This window comes from Pseudomonas zhanjiangensis (assembly GCF_041027545.1).
Classification (GTDB): Bacteria; Pseudomonadota; Gammaproteobacteria; order Pseudomonadales; family Pseudomonadaceae; genus Aquipseudomonas; species Aquipseudomonas zhanjiangensis.
Genome location: NZ_JBFTEG010000003.1, coordinates 267,152 through 281,631 on the forward strand (window position 1 = coordinate 267,152; position 14,480 = coordinate 281,631).

Below are 14,480 nucleotides of genomic sequence, written 5' to 3' on the forward strand. Positions count from 1 at the left end.
CTTTTTTCTTGGCAGGGATGGGCTCAGTCGGCTTCGCCGAGCGCGGCCAGCTCGCGCTCCAGCAGCGCTTCGTCGCCCAGGTTGAGTTCGACCAGGCGGCGCAGATGGCTGATCGAGTCGAGGTCGATATGCTGGCAGGCGAAGCCGAGCAGGTCGTCCTGGCTGCGCGCCTGGACCACCTCCATGCGTACGCAGGCGTCGTCGGCCAGTTCGATGATGGCCTCGAAGGGCTGCTGTGGGTCGCCGTTCCAGTCCGCCGGGCGGTGGACCAGCAGGCCCTTGAGCGAGACATCGTGCAGCTCGGTCGGCCAGCGGCGGCCGCCCTGGACGATAGCGGTCGGCGCATCGAAGGCAATGCGGCTGAAGCGTCGCCGATCGTTGGCGGGTTCGGTCATGCGGAAGAACTCCTGCGCGGTTTTATCCACTATAGCCAAGAGGACCTCGCCGTTTTGTCCGCAGCGGGATAATGGCGAGGCTGGTGGCGCAGGTTAACCCGAATCGTCGTCCATTGGCATCGCCTGCGTGGCCTGCTCAGGCGCAGCGCGGCTGACGGCAGTCGGAAAACAAAAAGCCCGCCAAGCGGCGGGCTTCGTTGCACGGCTGGGTGGCTTAGCGACCGTATACCGGGAACTTGGCGCACAGTGCCTTGACCTGCTCGCATACGCGGGCTTCCACGGCCTCGTCGCCCAGGTTGGCCAGGATCTCGCAGATCCAGCCGGCCAGTTGGCGGCACTCGGCTTCCTGGAAGCCGCGGGTGGTCACCGCCGGGGTGCCGATGCGCAGGCCGGAGGTAACGAACGGCGAGCGTGGATCGTTGGGCACGCTGTTCTTGTTCACGGTGATAAAGGCGCGACCCAGGGCGGCGTCGGCGTCTTTGCCGGTGATTTCCTGCTTGATCAGGCTGAGCAGGAACAGGTGGTTCTCGGTGCCGCCGGAGACCACGTCGTAGCCGTTGTCGATGAACACGCTGGCCATGGCCTGGGCATTCTTCACCACCTGCTGCTGGTAGGCCTTGAACTCGGGCTGCAGGGCTTCCTTGAAGCACACCGCCTTGGCCGCGATCACGTGCTCCAGCGGGCCACCCTGGCCACCCGGGAAGACCGCGGAGTTGAGCTTCTTCTCCAGTTCCTCGTTCTTGCGCGCGACGATCAGACCGCCGCGCGGGCCGCGCAGGGTCTTGTGGGTGGTGGTGGTGACCACGTCGGCGAAGGGCACCGGGTTCGGGTAGACGCCCGCGGCGACCAGGCCGGCGACGTGGGCCATGTCGACGAACAGGTAGGCACCGACCTTGTCGGCGATGGCGCGGAAGCGCGGGAAGTCCAGGATCTGGGAGTAAGCGGAGAAGCCGGCGATGATCATCTTCGGCTTGTGCTCGACGGCCAGGCGCTCGACTTCGTCGTAGTCGATCAGGCCGTTGTCGTCGATGCCGTACTGCACGGCGTGGTAGATCTTGCCGGAGAAGCTGACGCTGGCGCCATGGGTCAGGTGGCCGCCGTGGGCCAGGCTCATGCCCAGCACGGTGTCGCCCGGATTGAGCAGGGCCATGTACACGGCGGCGTTGGCCTGGCTGCCTGAGTGCGGCTGGACGTTGGCGTAATCGGCGCCGAACAGCTCCTTGGCGCGGTCGATGGCCAGCTGCTCGACCACGTCGACGTACTCGCAGCCACCGTAGTAGCGCTTGCCCGGATAGCCTTCGGCGTACTTGTTGGTCAGCACCGAACCCTGGGCTTCCATCACCGCCGGGCTGGTGTAGTTTTCCGAAGCGATCAGCTCGATGTGTTCTTCCTGGCGCTGGGCTTCTTGCTCCATGGCGCTAAACAGGTCGGCGTCGAAACGGGCAATGGTCAAATCACGGCTGAACATGGCAATCCCCTGAGAAAATCGGCTGGGCGGTGGAAAGAGGGGGCGGATTCTAGCGCATCCGTCGCCGGCAGGCATATGAAGCTCGGTCATCCGCCGAACAAGCCCGGCTCATGCGTCTAGCTGAGCATGAACAGCGCGGCGCCGCTGAACTGGGCGGAAAACTGCGCGGCATGCATAGGCCGGCCAAGCAGATAGCCTTGCACCTCGTCGCACTCGTGCTCGCGCAGGAAGTCCAGCTGGGCCTGGGTTTCCACGCCTTCGGCGATCACCGCCAGGTTCAGGCTGTGGGCCATGGCGATGATGGCGCGGGCGATCTGGGTGTCCTGTTCGCCTTCGGGCACGCCGTCGACGAAGCTGCGGTCGATCTTCAGCACGTCGATGGGGAACTGCTTGAGGTAGTTGAGCGAGCTGTAGCCGGTGCCGAAGTCGTCGATGGCGATGCACAGCCCCAGGCGCTTGAGGTCGGCCAGGGTGCGCATGGCGCTGGCGACGTCCTGCATCAGGATGCTTTCGGTCAGCTCCAGCTCCAGGCAGGCCGGAGGAATACCGCTGCTGGCCAGGATGGAGGCGATACGCTGGTCGAGATCGCCATCGGCGAACTGGCGGGCCGAGAGGTTGACCGAGATCTTCGGCACGCGGATCTTCTCCTGGTGCCAGGTTTTCAACTGGCGACAGGCCTCGCCTAGCACCCAGTCGCCGACTTCGACCACCAGGCCGAGCTCCTCCAGCACCGGGATGAAGTCATCCGGTGGTACCAGGCCGCGGCGCGGGTGCTGCCAGCGCAGTAGGGCCTCGACCCCGGTCAGGCGTCTACCGTCGCCGGAGAACTGCGGCTGGTAATGCAGCACGAACTCGCCCTGCTCGAGGGCGTGGCGCAGGTCGCTTTCCAGCTCCAGGCGCTCCAGGGCGCTGGCGTTCATTTCCGCCTGGTAGAACTGGAAGTTGTTCTTGCCGTGTTCCTTGGCGTGGTACATCGCCGTGTCGGCGTTCTTCATCAGCTGGCTCAGCTCGTTGCCATCCTGGGGGCTCAAGGCGATGCCGATGCTGGCGGTGACGAAGAACTCGCGGCCCTCGAGGATGAACGGGCGGACCAGGCTGGCGAGAATCTGCTCGGCGACGTGGATCGCCCGGTTCAGCGCGCCCTCGCGGCTGGCGCACGATTGCAGGAGCAGGGTGAACTCGTCGCCGCCCATGCGCGCCACGGTGTCGTCGCCGTCGACGCAGGCGGACAGGCGCACCGCCACCTCCTTGAGCATGCGGTCGCCGGCGGCATGGCCGAGCGAGTCGTTGATCGGCTTGAAGCGGTCGAGGTCGAGGAACATCAGCACCACCCATTCCTGATGCCGCTCGGCGTGCTGCAGGGCGGTGTGCAGGCGGTCCTGGAACAGCGTGCGGTTGGGCAGGTTAGTCAGGGCGTCGTAGTAGGCCAGGCGGTGGATGCGCTGTTCGCTGGCCTTGCGCTCGCTGATGTCGCTGAAGAAACACACGTAGCTGACCAGGTCGCCTTCGTCGTCCTGCACGGCGGTGATGCCGACCCAGGCCGGGAAGTTCTCCTCGTTGCGGCGTTTCAGCCAGACCTCGCCCTCCCAGCTGCCGCGCTGGTTGAGCTGGCCGAGGATGTACTGCAGGTGGCTGGCCTGCTGGCGGTCGGCGGTGAGCATGGTCGGCAGCTGGTCGAGCACCTGTTCGGAGCTGTAGCCGCTGACCCGGCTGAAGGCCTTGTTGATCTGCACGATATAGCCGGCCGGGTCGGTGACCAGGATGGCCGCGGTGGAGTGCTCGAAGACGGTGGCCGCCATGCGCAGGTCCTTGTCGGCGCGGCGCTGCTGGCTGATGTCGCGACCGACGCCGAGCAGGCCCTCGAAGCGGCCGTGCTCATCCCACATCGGCACCAGGCGCAGCTCCACCGGGATCTTGCGGCCGTCGGCGCGCAGGCAGTCGAAGACGAACAGTTGCGGCGGCAGATTTTCGCGCAGCTCGAGCAGGCGCTGGGGAGCCCCGAGGGCGCCGCGCACCTGTTCGAGCAGGGCGAACAGGCCGGCCAGCTGCTTGGGGTTGGTGGCCAGGCTGTGGAAGCCATTGACCAGTACCCAGTCCGGCGCATAGCCGAGTACCGGCTCCACCGAGGGGCTGACGTAGTTGAGCTGCAGGTTGTAATCGGTGGAGAAGATGACGTCGCGGATGCTTTCGGCCAGCAGGCGATAGCGTTGCTCGCTGTCGCGCAGCGAGTCGCTGCCCTCGATCTGTTCGGTGATGTCCTTGGCGACGCCGATCAGGCGGCTGACGCGGCCGTCCGAGTCGCGCGCCAGGGCCTGTTCGCGGATGCTGAAGCGGCGCCAGCCACCCTGCTTGTGCCGCCAGCGCAGGACCGATTCGAGCAGCACGCCGTCGCCCACCACCTGCTGCAGGCCGCGGATGCGCCAGTAGTAGTCGCCGTCGTCCGGGTGCAGGATGGATTCCCAGAAGTGCTCGCCCATGGCCTTGAGTTCGGCGGCGTCGTAGCCCAGCTGCAGGCCCAGGTGGTGGTTGCTGAACAGCACGCGCCGGTGCTGCATGTCATGCACGTAGAGGGTGTCCGGCACCGCGCGAACCACCTCGGACCAGAAGCGCTCACGCTCGATCAGCGACAGCTCGATGTGTTTGCGGCTGGTGATGTCGCTGATGCTCAGGGTCACCGCGTTGAGGTCTTCCTGGCGCTCGGGCAGGCGCAACACCAGCCACAGGTGGCGCTCCTCGCCGTGCACGGTGGTGATCTGGCGCTCCATCTCCAGTTGGCCGCTGCCCTGCAGCAGCGTGCCGAGCAGCTGCATGCGAAAGCCCGTGGGCTGCAGCGGGCCGCTGTCGATCAGGTGCTTCCAGCCCTGTTCGGGGGAGTCGACGCCGAGCAGGTGCAGGGCCACCTGGTTGGTTTCGGTCAGGCGGATCCGCTGCAGGAGGTCGCGATGCTCGAGCGGATGGGTGTCCAGCCAGCGCTGGAGGTCGGCGAGGTCATGCAGCTGGCGCTGCTGGAAGAACGACGGCAGGCCGGACAGGTCCAGCACGCAGAGCGCGGTGCCGGTGCCTTCGAAGATGTCCTGGTAGCGTCGCCGGGTTTCCTGCAGCGCGCCGCTGGTGCCGCGCAGCAGCCGGTACAAGGCGAGCACGGCAAGCAGGCTGCACAGGATGAACAGCAAGAACTTGCCGCGCAGGGAGGCGAGCAGCTGCTCGCGCACGCCGGCCTCGTCAAACAGGGCGCGCAGTTGCCAGTCGCTGCCCTTCAGCGGGCTAACCAGAATGCTCTGGCTCAGCTCCTCGGCCGTCACCGGCAGCACGGACGCGGCCTGGGCGGGCGTAAGGCTCTGCTGCCTGGCGATCACCTGCCCCGTCGTGCGCTGTTCCAGTAGCCAGGGGTGGCCGCTCTGGTAGTGCTCGCGGAGCCAGCCGCGCAACGTGTCGGGGCTCAGGCGCAGGACCCAGTAGCCGCTGTCGGGGCGATCCTTGGCCTGGCGCAGCAACAGGTAGATGCGGTCCTGGTTGGCTGCGCTGTAGGCATAGTGATAGGCCGCCTGCGGGGTGCGCCGGACCAGTTCGGCAAGCCAGGGCCTGTCGTCGCTCTGGTGCTGGCTGTCGGCGAGCACGGCGCCAGCGCGGTCGAGCCAGGCCAGGCTTTGCAGCCCCGGGAATATCGCCTGCAAGCCGCCGGGCAGGGCCGTCCCCCTGTCGCCGCTGGGCGGCGCTGGGACGGCCTGGCTGAGCAGGCTCAGTCCGGCGCGGGCCTTGAGTTCCATGCCCAGGCCCAGGAGGTCGGCCAACTGGCTGTTGAATTCGAGGTTGAGTTGACGCTGATTGGCCTGCAGCTGCCGCGCCTCCCACTGCAACTGCCAGAGCTGCAGTGCCAGCAAGCCCAGTGCCACCGCGAGCAGTGCGGCTCTGCTTGAGCCCTGCAGCGAGGAGGCCAGGAGCCTGCCGAGCGTGCGCGGTGGCGAGGTGGTGGGAACTGCTGACACGGGTGGAAAGTCCTACGGCAACGGCTCTGCGAGCGGGGTGGGCGATAGGGTTGGCGCCTGGGCGCTCGTGCTCGGGGCGGCTAGCATGCCACAACCTTGGCCAACTAGCAGTGTTGTCGACGAGCGTGGTTTGCCCTGCACCGCGCATTCCGGTAGTTTTGCCGCACGCGCGCGGGAGCTGTTTATTGCTCCGACGCCGGCTACGCCACGCTGGTGCGCACTTCGCCCGGCGGATGCCGCTCGTCCAGGCATTGCCTGTTGCCCGACAGCCCGCGACCATTCTCCAGTTTTCGATCCCGGAACCCAGGTTATCCATGGCTCAATACGTCTACACCATGCATCGGCTGAGCAAAGTAGTGCCGCCGAAGCGGGAAATCCTCAAGAACATTTCCCTGTCCTTCTTCCCCGGCGCCAAGATCGGTGTGCTCGGCCTCAACGGCGCGGGCAAGTCGACCCTGTTGCGGATCATGGCCGGCGTCGACACCGAGTTCGACGGCGAAGCACGGCCGATGCCGGAGCTGAATGTCGGCTATCTGCCGCAGGAGCCGCAGCTCGATCCGAGCAAGACCGTGCGTGAGGTGGTCGAGGAGGCCGTCAGCCAGATCAAGGACGCCCAGGCGCGCCTGGACCAGGTCTATGCCGCCTATGCCGAGCCGGATGCCGACTTCGACAAGCTGGCCGCCGAGCAGGCCAAACTGGAGGCGATCCTGCAGGCGTCCGACGGCCACAACCTCGAGCGTCAGTTGGAGGTTGCCGCCGATGCCCTGCGTCTGCCGCCATGGGAGGCCAAGGTCGAGCACCTGTCCGGCGGCGAGAAGCGTCGCGTGGCGCTGTGCCGCCTGCTGCTGTCGGCCCCGGACATGCTGCTGCTGGACGAGCCGACCAACCACCTGGACGCCGATTCGGTGGCCTGGCTGGAGCACTTCCTCCACGACTTCCCCGGCACCGTGGTGGCGATCACCCACGACCGCTACTTCCTCGACAACGTCGCCGGCTGGATTCTCGAGCTGGACCGTGGCGCCGGTATTCCCTACGAAGGCAACTACTCCGGCTGGCTGGAGGCCAAGTCCGCCCGTCTGGCCCAGGAGTCCAAGCAGCAATCGGCCCATGAAAAGGCCATGAAGGAAGAGCTGGAGTGGGTGCGCAAGGGCGCCAAGGCCCGCCAGGCCAAGTCCAAGGCGCGCCTGCAGCGCTTCGAGGAGCTGCAGTCGCAGGAATTCCAGAAGCGCAGCGAAACCAACGAGATCTACATCCCGGCCGGTCCGCGCCTGGGTGACAAGGTCATCGAGTTCAAGAACGTGTGCAAGGGCTACGGCGATCGCGTGCTGATCGACGACCTTTCATTCAGCATGCCCAAGGGCGCCATCGTCGGCGTGATCGGCGGCAACGGCGCCGGCAAGTCGACCCTGTTCCGCATGCTGATGGGCAAGGAGCAGCCGGATTCGGGCAGCATCGAGCTCGGTGAAACCGTGCAGCTGGCCTGCGTCGACCAGAGCCGCGACGACCTCGACGGCAACAAGTCGGTGTTCCAGATGATCTCCGACGGTTCCGATCAGATCCGCATCGGCAACTACGAGATCCCCTCGCGTACCTACGTCGGCCGTTTCAACTTCAAGGGCGGCGACCAGCAGAAGTACGTCAAGGACCTCTCCGGTGGTGAGCGTGGTCGCCTGCACTTGGCGCTGACCCTGAAGGAGGGTGCCAACGTGCTGCTGCTCGACGAGCCGTCCAACGACCTCGACGTGGAAACCCTGCGCTCGCTGGAAGAGGCGCTGCTCGACTTCCCGGGCGCGGCCATCGTGATCTCTCACGATCGCTGGTTCCTCGATCGCGTGGCCACCCACATCCTGGCCTACGAGGACGACTCGCATATCGAGTTCTTCGAGGGCAACTACACCGAGTACGAAGCCGACCGCAAGAAGCGTCTTGGCGACGCCGCCTCCCAGCCGCACCGGGTGCGGCACAAGAAGCTGGCGCAGTAAGCGCCTGCGGCCAAGGAAGAAGACGGAGCCTGCGGGCTCCGTTTTCGTTTGCCCCTGCCGCCGGCGGCGCTGCCGATGGCTGCGGTTTGTTTGCCGCGCCACTGATCGATGTCAGTGCAATTGGCGTGGCAGTGTCCACACTTAGCATTATCAGGGCCGCCCCCCATGAGCTGAGCTGGCCGCGTGCCTGCGTTCCGTCCGCAGCGGTGCAGGGGCGTGAGCGGTGACCGACCCTTGTCTATCTGGAAGCCAGAGTTGAGGAGTGATTCCATGCCTGCCTTCGATCCCCAGGCGGCGCTCGATGCGCTGCTCGCCGAGTACAGTGCACGTGCCAACGCCATCAGCCAGGACCTGGCCCGCAGCCATTCGCCGGACTTCGCCGAGCAGGCCCTGCAGCGGCAGAACGATGAGGTGCTCGAGGCCCTGCTGGCCGAGGCGCGGGCCGGCATGCGCCAGGTTGGCCTGGCCAAGCTGCGCCTGGCCGAGGGTAGCTATGGCGACTGCCTGCGCTGTGGCGAGCCGATTGAGCCTGCGCGCCTGCAAGCCTTGCCGGCCACGGAGTTCTGCCTGCGCTGCGCCGACCGGCGGTAGTGGTTGACCGAGCGCCGCGAGGGGGCTGGGTCAGTCCTTGCTGATGTCGTCGAGCAGGCGCCGGGCGGCGAATTCGGCGGCATCGGTGTAGGGCCTGAGCACCCGGGCCCCGCCGGCGATATGGAAGGCTTCGGCGTCGCTGTCGTGGAAGGCGCTGAGGCTGATCTGGCCGGCGAAATCCAGGGTGCGCAGGGCCCTGAGCAGGATGGCATTGGTTTCCCGCTGGGGAATGGTGCTGACCAGGGCGCGGGCCCGGCGCAGCGGCAGGCGGGCCAGATAGTCGATATCCTCGGCATCGCCGTAGCACACGTCTAGTTCGGCCTCGCGCGCCTGGATCAGTGCCTCGGGGTCGAAGTCTATGCCCAGCACCCGCATCCCCGCGCCTTCGAGCTGTCTGGCCAGTTCGCGGCCGTAGCGGCCCATGCCATAGATGAGGATGTCGGGCTGAGCGTCATCCGGGGGGTGGTCGGTGGCGCTCTCGCGGTGCGCAACCCGTCGCTCGAACAGCCCCAGCCAGGGCGACAGGTGACCGAACAGCGTCTGAGCATAGAGAATCATGTAGGTCGACAGGGTGATGCTGACCAGCCCGATCAGGATGGTCAGGCCCAGGGTGGAGGAACTCACCTGTTGCAGGCTGAGGCCGATGGCGACCAGGATGATGGAGAACTCGCTGAGCTGCGCCAGGGTCAGGCCGGTGACGAAGCCGGTGCGCTTGCGAAATCCCAGCCAGCCCATGATCAGCATCACCAGCAGGGGTTTGCCGAGCAGCACGAACAGCGCTAGCACCGCCGCCTGCCAGAGCTGCCCTTGAATGTGGCTGAAGTCGAGCTGGATGCCGAGGTAGATGAAGAAAAACAGCAGGAGAAAGTCGCGCAGGCTGGTCAGGCGGCTGGCGATGGCCTCGCGCAGCGGGGTGGAGGCCAGCGAGAAACCCGCGAGGAAGGCGCCCAGCTCCTTGGACAGGCCCAGAGATTCGGCGATGCCGGCCAGCAGGGTGCCCCAGGCCACGGCGAACAGCATCAGCAGCTCGGGCGAACGGGACATGCTGCCCAGCAGCCGCGGCAAGGCGAAGTGCATCAAGCCATAGAGCGCCAGGCCGCCGCCGAGCAGCACGCCTGCCAGCCGCAGCAGGTTGAGCCCGTGGTCGGCGGCGACCCCGGGGGCGAGCAGGTTGAGCATCAGCATGGCCAGCACCACGGCGATATCCTGAACGATCAGGATGCCCATGGTCAGGCGCCCGTGCAGCGAATCGATCTCGCCCTTGTCCGACAGCAGCTTGACGATGATCACGGTACTGGAAAATGCCAGGGCGACGGCCACATAGATCGCCTCCAGTCCCTGCAGGCCGAGCAGCAGGCACAGGCCGTAGCCCAGGGCGAAGGTGCAGATGATCTGTACCAGGCCCGCGGTCAGGGCGACCCGACCAAGGGTGCGGACCAGGCGCGCATCGAGCTTCAGGCCGACCACGAACAGCAGCACGGTGATGCCGATCTCGGCCAGCAGCTCGAGCTGCGCATGATCGCTGCTCAGGCCCAGCACGGCCGGGCCGGCGAGGATACCGACCAGGATATAGGCAATGATCAGCGGCTGGCGCAGCTTGACCGCCAGGCCGCCGAACAGGGCGGACAGGGCAAGCAGGATCGCGACTTCCTGGAACAGGCTCATGCGCTTGCTTCCCTCGCGGGTCAAGGTAATGTGGTCGCCTTTATCCAGCCGCGCGCTGCACCCGATCAAGCCTGCGCTTGTCGATGCGCCGCGATGCAGCCATGATTTCCCTGGCCTGTGCCTTCCGTTCAAGGATATCCGATGCCCGACTCCGTTGCTGCCAGCCTGAGGCTGGCGCCCGATGCGCTGACCCGTCCCTTCTCTCCCGAGCAGTTCAATTTCAGCACCACCGATGACCTGGAGCCGTTCCGCGGCGTACTCGGCCAGGAGCGTGCGGTCGAGGCGCTGCAGTTCGGCGTGGCCATGCCGCGTCCCGGATATAACGTCTTCGTCATGGGCGAGCCTGGCACCGGGCGCTTCTCCTTCGTCAAACGCTACCTGAAGGCCGAGGCCAAGCGCCTGGCGACCCCGCCGGACCAGGTCTACGTTAACCACTTCGACGAGCCGCGCGAACCGCGTGCGGTGGAGCTTGCGGCGGGCTCGGCGAGCGAATTCATCGCCGACATCGACCAGTTGATCGACAACCTGCTGGCAACCTTCCCGGCGGTGTTCGAACACCCCTCCTACCAGCAGAAGAAGAGTGCCATCGACCGCGCGTTCAACAAGCGCTATGACCAGGCCCTGGATGTGATCGAGCGGCTCGCGCTGGAGAAGAACGTGGCGCTGTATCGCGACAGCAGCAACATCGCCTTCACCCCGATGCTCGAGGGTAAGGCGCTGGACGAGGCCGAGTTCGCCCAGCTGCCGGAAGCCGAGCGCGAGCGCTTCCATATCGACATCTCGGCCCTGGAGGAGCGCCTCAACGAGGAACTGGCCAGCCTGCCGCAGTGGAAGCGCGAGTCGAACAACCAGCTGCGTCAGCTCAATGAAGAAACCATTACCGTGGCCCTGCAGCCATTGCTGGCCCCGCTGTCGGAGAAATATGCCGAGAACGCCGATGTCTGCGCCTATCTGCAGGCGGTGCAGGTCAACCTGCTGAAGACCGTGGTCGACCAGCTGGTCGAGGTCGAGAAGGCCGACGCCCAGACCCGCAAGCTGCTGGAGGAGCAGTACAGTCCGAGCCTGGTGGTCGATCATCATGTCGACGGCGGGGCGCCCGTGGTCTTCGAGCCGCATCCGACCTATGACAACCTGTTCGGCCGCATCGAATACAGCACCGACCAGGGCGCGCTCTACACCAGCTACCGGCAACTGCGCCCGGGCGCGTTGCACCGGGCCAACGGCGGCTTTCTGATTCTCGAAGCGGAGAAGATGCTCGGTGAGCCGTTCGTCTGGGAGGCGCTCAAGCGCGCCCTGCATTCGCGCCAGCTGAAGATGGAGTCGCCGCTCGGCGAGCTGGGCCGCATCGCCACCGTGACCCTCAACCCGCAGGTCATCCCGCTGCAGGTCAAGGTGGTCATCATCGGCGCGCGCCAGCTCTACTATGCACTGCAGGACCACGACCCGGACTTCCAGGAAATGTTTCGCGTGCTGGTCGACTTCGACGAGGACATCCCTCTGGGCGATGAAAGTCTGGAGCAGTTCGCCCAGTTGATGAAGACCCGCACCACCGAGGAGGGCATGGCGCCCCTGACCGCCGCTGCGGTGGCGCGCCTGGCCACCTTCAGCGCCCGTCTGGCCGAGCACCAGGGACGCCTGTCGGCGCGCATCGGCGACCTCTTCCAGCTGGTCAGCGAGGCCGATTTCATTCGTCAGCTGGCCAGCGAGGAGGTGACCGACGTCGGCCATATCGAGCGGGCATTGAAGGCCAAGGCCACCCGCACCGGGCGGGTGTCAGCACGGATCATCGACGACATGCTGGCCGGCATCATCCTGATCGATACCAGTGGCGCGGCGGTGGGCAAGTGCAACGGCCTGACCGTGCTGGAAGTCGGTGACTCGGCCTTCGGCGTACCGGCGCGGATCTCCGCGACCGTCTATCCCGGTGGCAGCGGCATCGTCGACATCGAGCGCGAAGTCAATCTCGGCCAGCCGATCCACTCCAAGGGGGTGATGATCCTCACCGGTTACCTGGGCAGTCGCTACGCCCAGGAGTTCCCCCTGGAGATTTCCGCGAGCATCGCCCTGGAGCAGTCCTACGGCTACGTCGATGGCGACAGCGCGTCGCTGGGCGAGGTCTGCACCCTGATCTCGGCCTTGTCGCGCACGCCGCTCAAGCAGTGCTTCGCCATCACCGGCTCGATCAACCAGTTCGGCGAGGTGCAGGCGGTCGGTGGCGTCAACGAGAAGATCGAGGGCTTCTTCCGCCTGTGCGAGGCGCGCGGCCTGACCGGCGAGCAGGGCGCGATCATTCCGCACTCCAACGTCACCACGCTGATGCTCGACGAGCGCGTGCTGGAGGCCGTGCGTGCCGGCAAGTTCCATATCTACGCCGTGCGCCAGGTCGACGAGGCGCTCAGCCTGCTGGTCGGCGAGGATGCCGGAGCGCCGAACGCCGAAGGCCAGTTTCCAGCTGGTAGCGTCAATGCGCGGGTGGTCGAGCGCCTGCGCGAAATCGCCGAGATCGACCTGGCCGATGATGGCAAGGGCGAGCAGATCAAGGAACTGGTCGTCGAGCCGGTCAAACAGCGCAAGCCTCGTGAGAAGAAGCCGGCGGCTTGAGTCGAGGGCGGGCCCCGTGCTTGGTGGCTGGTCAGTCACTGAGCAGGGCACCGGGACTGCCGTGGTGGGCTGGCTGGCGCGGTATGCCCACGCCTAATTCACAGCGTTATCCACAGAAGGCGGGGATAACCGCGGCTTCCATTGGGCGGCGTTACGGGTGTAGGCTGAAGGCCAGTCTAGTGAGGGTCGCCGCCATGCCGCGTAGCCTCTGCCTTACTCGTCAATGCCTGGGACTGGTCACTCGCATCGAATGCACGGTGTTGCCGCTTGCCGGCGGTAACGGGCTCTGGACGCTGATCTGCGCCGCCGGAATCTCCGGTGAACAACCTTCCGCCATCAAGGCTCAGGGCCCGTTTCACGGGCCTCTGGTGGCCGAAGGCGTGCTCAGCGGTATCGCCGAGAGCCTGGCCGTGCAGGGTTATGATGAGTGCAGCGAAATGCCGATCTGGCGTTTGCACGTGCAAGCCGAATTGCGTCGAATCAACGGTGCCCGCAGTTCCCATCAGGGCAACTACCAGTTCCGCCCGGAAAACTGAGCGGCGCGCTGGTGGGTAGTTGAGCAGCCGGCGCCAACGTCGGCGCGGCCGGCTCTGCGCCCATTGATCCTCGGCCTCTCCACAGGTTTATCCACAGGTTCTGGGGATAGAGTGCCGCCCTGCAACAAGGCGTTTCGGCGGCCTTGTCTGAGTAGGCGTGCTGGGTATACTTCGGCGGCCGTCTTGATCCTACTTGTGAGAATTCATGGAACGCTTTATCGAAAATGCGATGTACGGGTCGCGCTGGTTGCTGGCGCCCATCTACTTCGGCCTGTCTCTGGCGCTGTTGGCGCTGGCGCTGAAGTTCTTTCAGGAGGTGTTCCACATCCTGCCCAGCGTGTTCGCCCTGGCCGAGGCGGACTTGATCCTGGTGTTGCTGTCGTTGATCGATATGGCCCTGGTCGGCGGCCTGCTGGTGATGGTGATGATCTCCGGTTACGAGAACTTCGTTTCCCAACTGGATATCGACGAAGGCAAGGAGAAGCTCAACTGGCTGGGCAAGATGGATTCCGGCTCGCTGAAGATGAAGGTGGCCGCCTCGATCGTGGCGATCTCTTCGATCCACCTGCTCAAGGTGTTCATGGATGCCAAGAATATCCCCGACAACAAATTGATGTGGTACGTGATCATCCACATGACCTTCGTCTTGTCGGCCTTCGCCATGGGTTACCTGGACAAACTGACCAAGCACGACCACTGATCACCCCGTTCGCGCCAAGCCGCCCGTCCGTTGTACAACGGACGGGCGGTGTGCTTTCTGCCTTGTACTTTTGTTGCGCTGTACAAGAATTATCTTTGCATATGTTTTGTATAAATAATTGCAAGGAGGTGAGCTGATGAATCTGCACGACCTGTCCCTGCATGCCCGCGCCGGGCAGGTGGAGGAGCTCAATCTGATTTCCCTCGAGGGCGGCATCTACCTGCTCGAGGTGCGTATGGAAGGTCAGTCCCACCCGCTGGCCGACAAGCATGGAGAGACCTTGCACTTGCGCTCGGTCGAGCACGCCCGCGAACTGCTGCACGATCTGCCGGACGTGCCGTTCAATCTGGTGCATGCCGTGGTGCACGATGAAATGTGCGGGATGCAGGACGGCACCCAGGACACGGTAAGGGTGCCGATTCCGATTCATTCCGCCTGGTAGACGGCAGGCGATCGCCGGGCAGCCCTCCCTGCGAGTCGGCCCTGGCAAAGCGCCAAGGTCGCCCGTGCCGCTCGGTGTGCACCTTGATGAAAGTCTGCGTTGTTCTTTCCGGCG

The 14,480-nt window shown here is 65.4% G+C and carries 10 protein-coding genes; 6 read left to right on the forward strand and 4 right to left on the reverse strand.

From position 1 onward, the window contains the following. Positions 1 to 23: 23 nt before the first annotated feature. From AB5S05_RS06040 to AB5S05_RS06050, 3 genes are all read right to left on the reverse strand, one after another. A complete protein-coding gene (locus AB5S05_RS06040; RefSeq protein WP_369286591.1) occupies positions 24 to 395 on the reverse strand; it encodes a PilZ domain-containing protein in 372 nt (123 codons plus the stop codon). 214 nt (positions 396 to 609) lie between these two features. Next, positions 610 to 1,863 (reverse strand): serine hydroxymethyltransferase, encoded by a 1,254-nt coding sequence (glyA, locus tag AB5S05_RS06045; RefSeq protein WP_369286592.1) that lies wholly within the window; start codon positions 1,861 to 1,863, stop codon positions 610 to 612. Positions 1,864 to 1,979: 116 nt separating this feature from the next. Next, positions 1,980 to 5,849, reverse strand: coding sequence for a sensor domain-containing protein (locus AB5S05_RS06050; RefSeq protein WP_369286593.1), 3,870 nt, complete (start codon positions 5,847 to 5,849; stop codon positions 1,980 to 1,982). Between the two features lie 314 nt (positions 5,850 to 6,163). Here AB5S05_RS06050 and ettA point away from each other — a divergent pair, with 314 nt between their 5' ends. Beyond that, complete coding sequence (gene ettA / locus AB5S05_RS06055; RefSeq protein ID WP_369286594.1) at positions 6,164 to 7,831, forward strand: energy-dependent translational throttle protein EttA; 1,668 nt, start codon at positions 6,164 to 6,166, stop codon at positions 7,829 to 7,831. A gap of 270 nt (positions 7,832 to 8,101) precedes the next feature. Beyond that, entirely contained in the window at positions 8,102 to 8,422 is a 321-nt protein-coding gene (locus tag AB5S05_RS06060; RefSeq protein ID WP_369286595.1) for a TraR/DksA family transcriptional regulator, read from the forward strand. A gap of 30 nt (positions 8,423 to 8,452) precedes the next feature. Here the strand turns inward: AB5S05_RS06060 and AB5S05_RS06065 are convergent, their stop codons facing one another. Then, positions 8,453 to 10,087 (reverse strand): cation:proton antiporter, encoded by a 1,635-nt coding sequence (locus AB5S05_RS06065; protein WP_369286596.1) that lies wholly within the window; start codon positions 10,085 to 10,087, stop codon positions 8,453 to 8,455. A 141-nt stretch (positions 10,088 to 10,228) separates the two neighbouring features. Between AB5S05_RS06065 and AB5S05_RS06070 the strand changes: the two genes are divergently transcribed. The 4 genes from AB5S05_RS06070 to AB5S05_RS06085 all read left to right on the forward strand — a co-directional run bounded on the left by AB5S05_RS06070 (position 10,229) and on the right by AB5S05_RS06085 (position 14,366). Further along, positions 10,229 to 12,688, forward strand: a complete 2,460-nt coding sequence (locus tag AB5S05_RS06070; protein WP_369286597.1) for a Lon protease family protein — start codon at positions 10,229 to 10,231, stop codon at positions 12,686 to 12,688. Between the two features lie 194 nt (positions 12,689 to 12,882). Then, positions 12,883 to 13,224 (forward strand): PA4575 family protein, encoded by a 342-nt coding sequence (locus AB5S05_RS06075; protein ID WP_369286598.1) that lies wholly within the window; start codon positions 12,883 to 12,885, stop codon positions 13,222 to 13,224. 205 nt (positions 13,225 to 13,429) lie between these two features. Further along, positions 13,430 to 13,924, forward strand: a complete 495-nt coding sequence (locus tag AB5S05_RS06080) for a TIGR00645 family protein (protein ID WP_369286599.1) — start codon at positions 13,430 to 13,432, stop codon at positions 13,922 to 13,924. Between the two features lie 136 nt (positions 13,925 to 14,060). Then, positions 14,061 to 14,366, forward strand: a complete 306-nt coding sequence (locus tag AB5S05_RS06085) for a DUF6482 family protein (RefSeq protein WP_369286600.1) — start codon at positions 14,061 to 14,063, stop codon at positions 14,364 to 14,366. Positions 14,367 to 14,480: the final 114 nt, after the last annotated feature.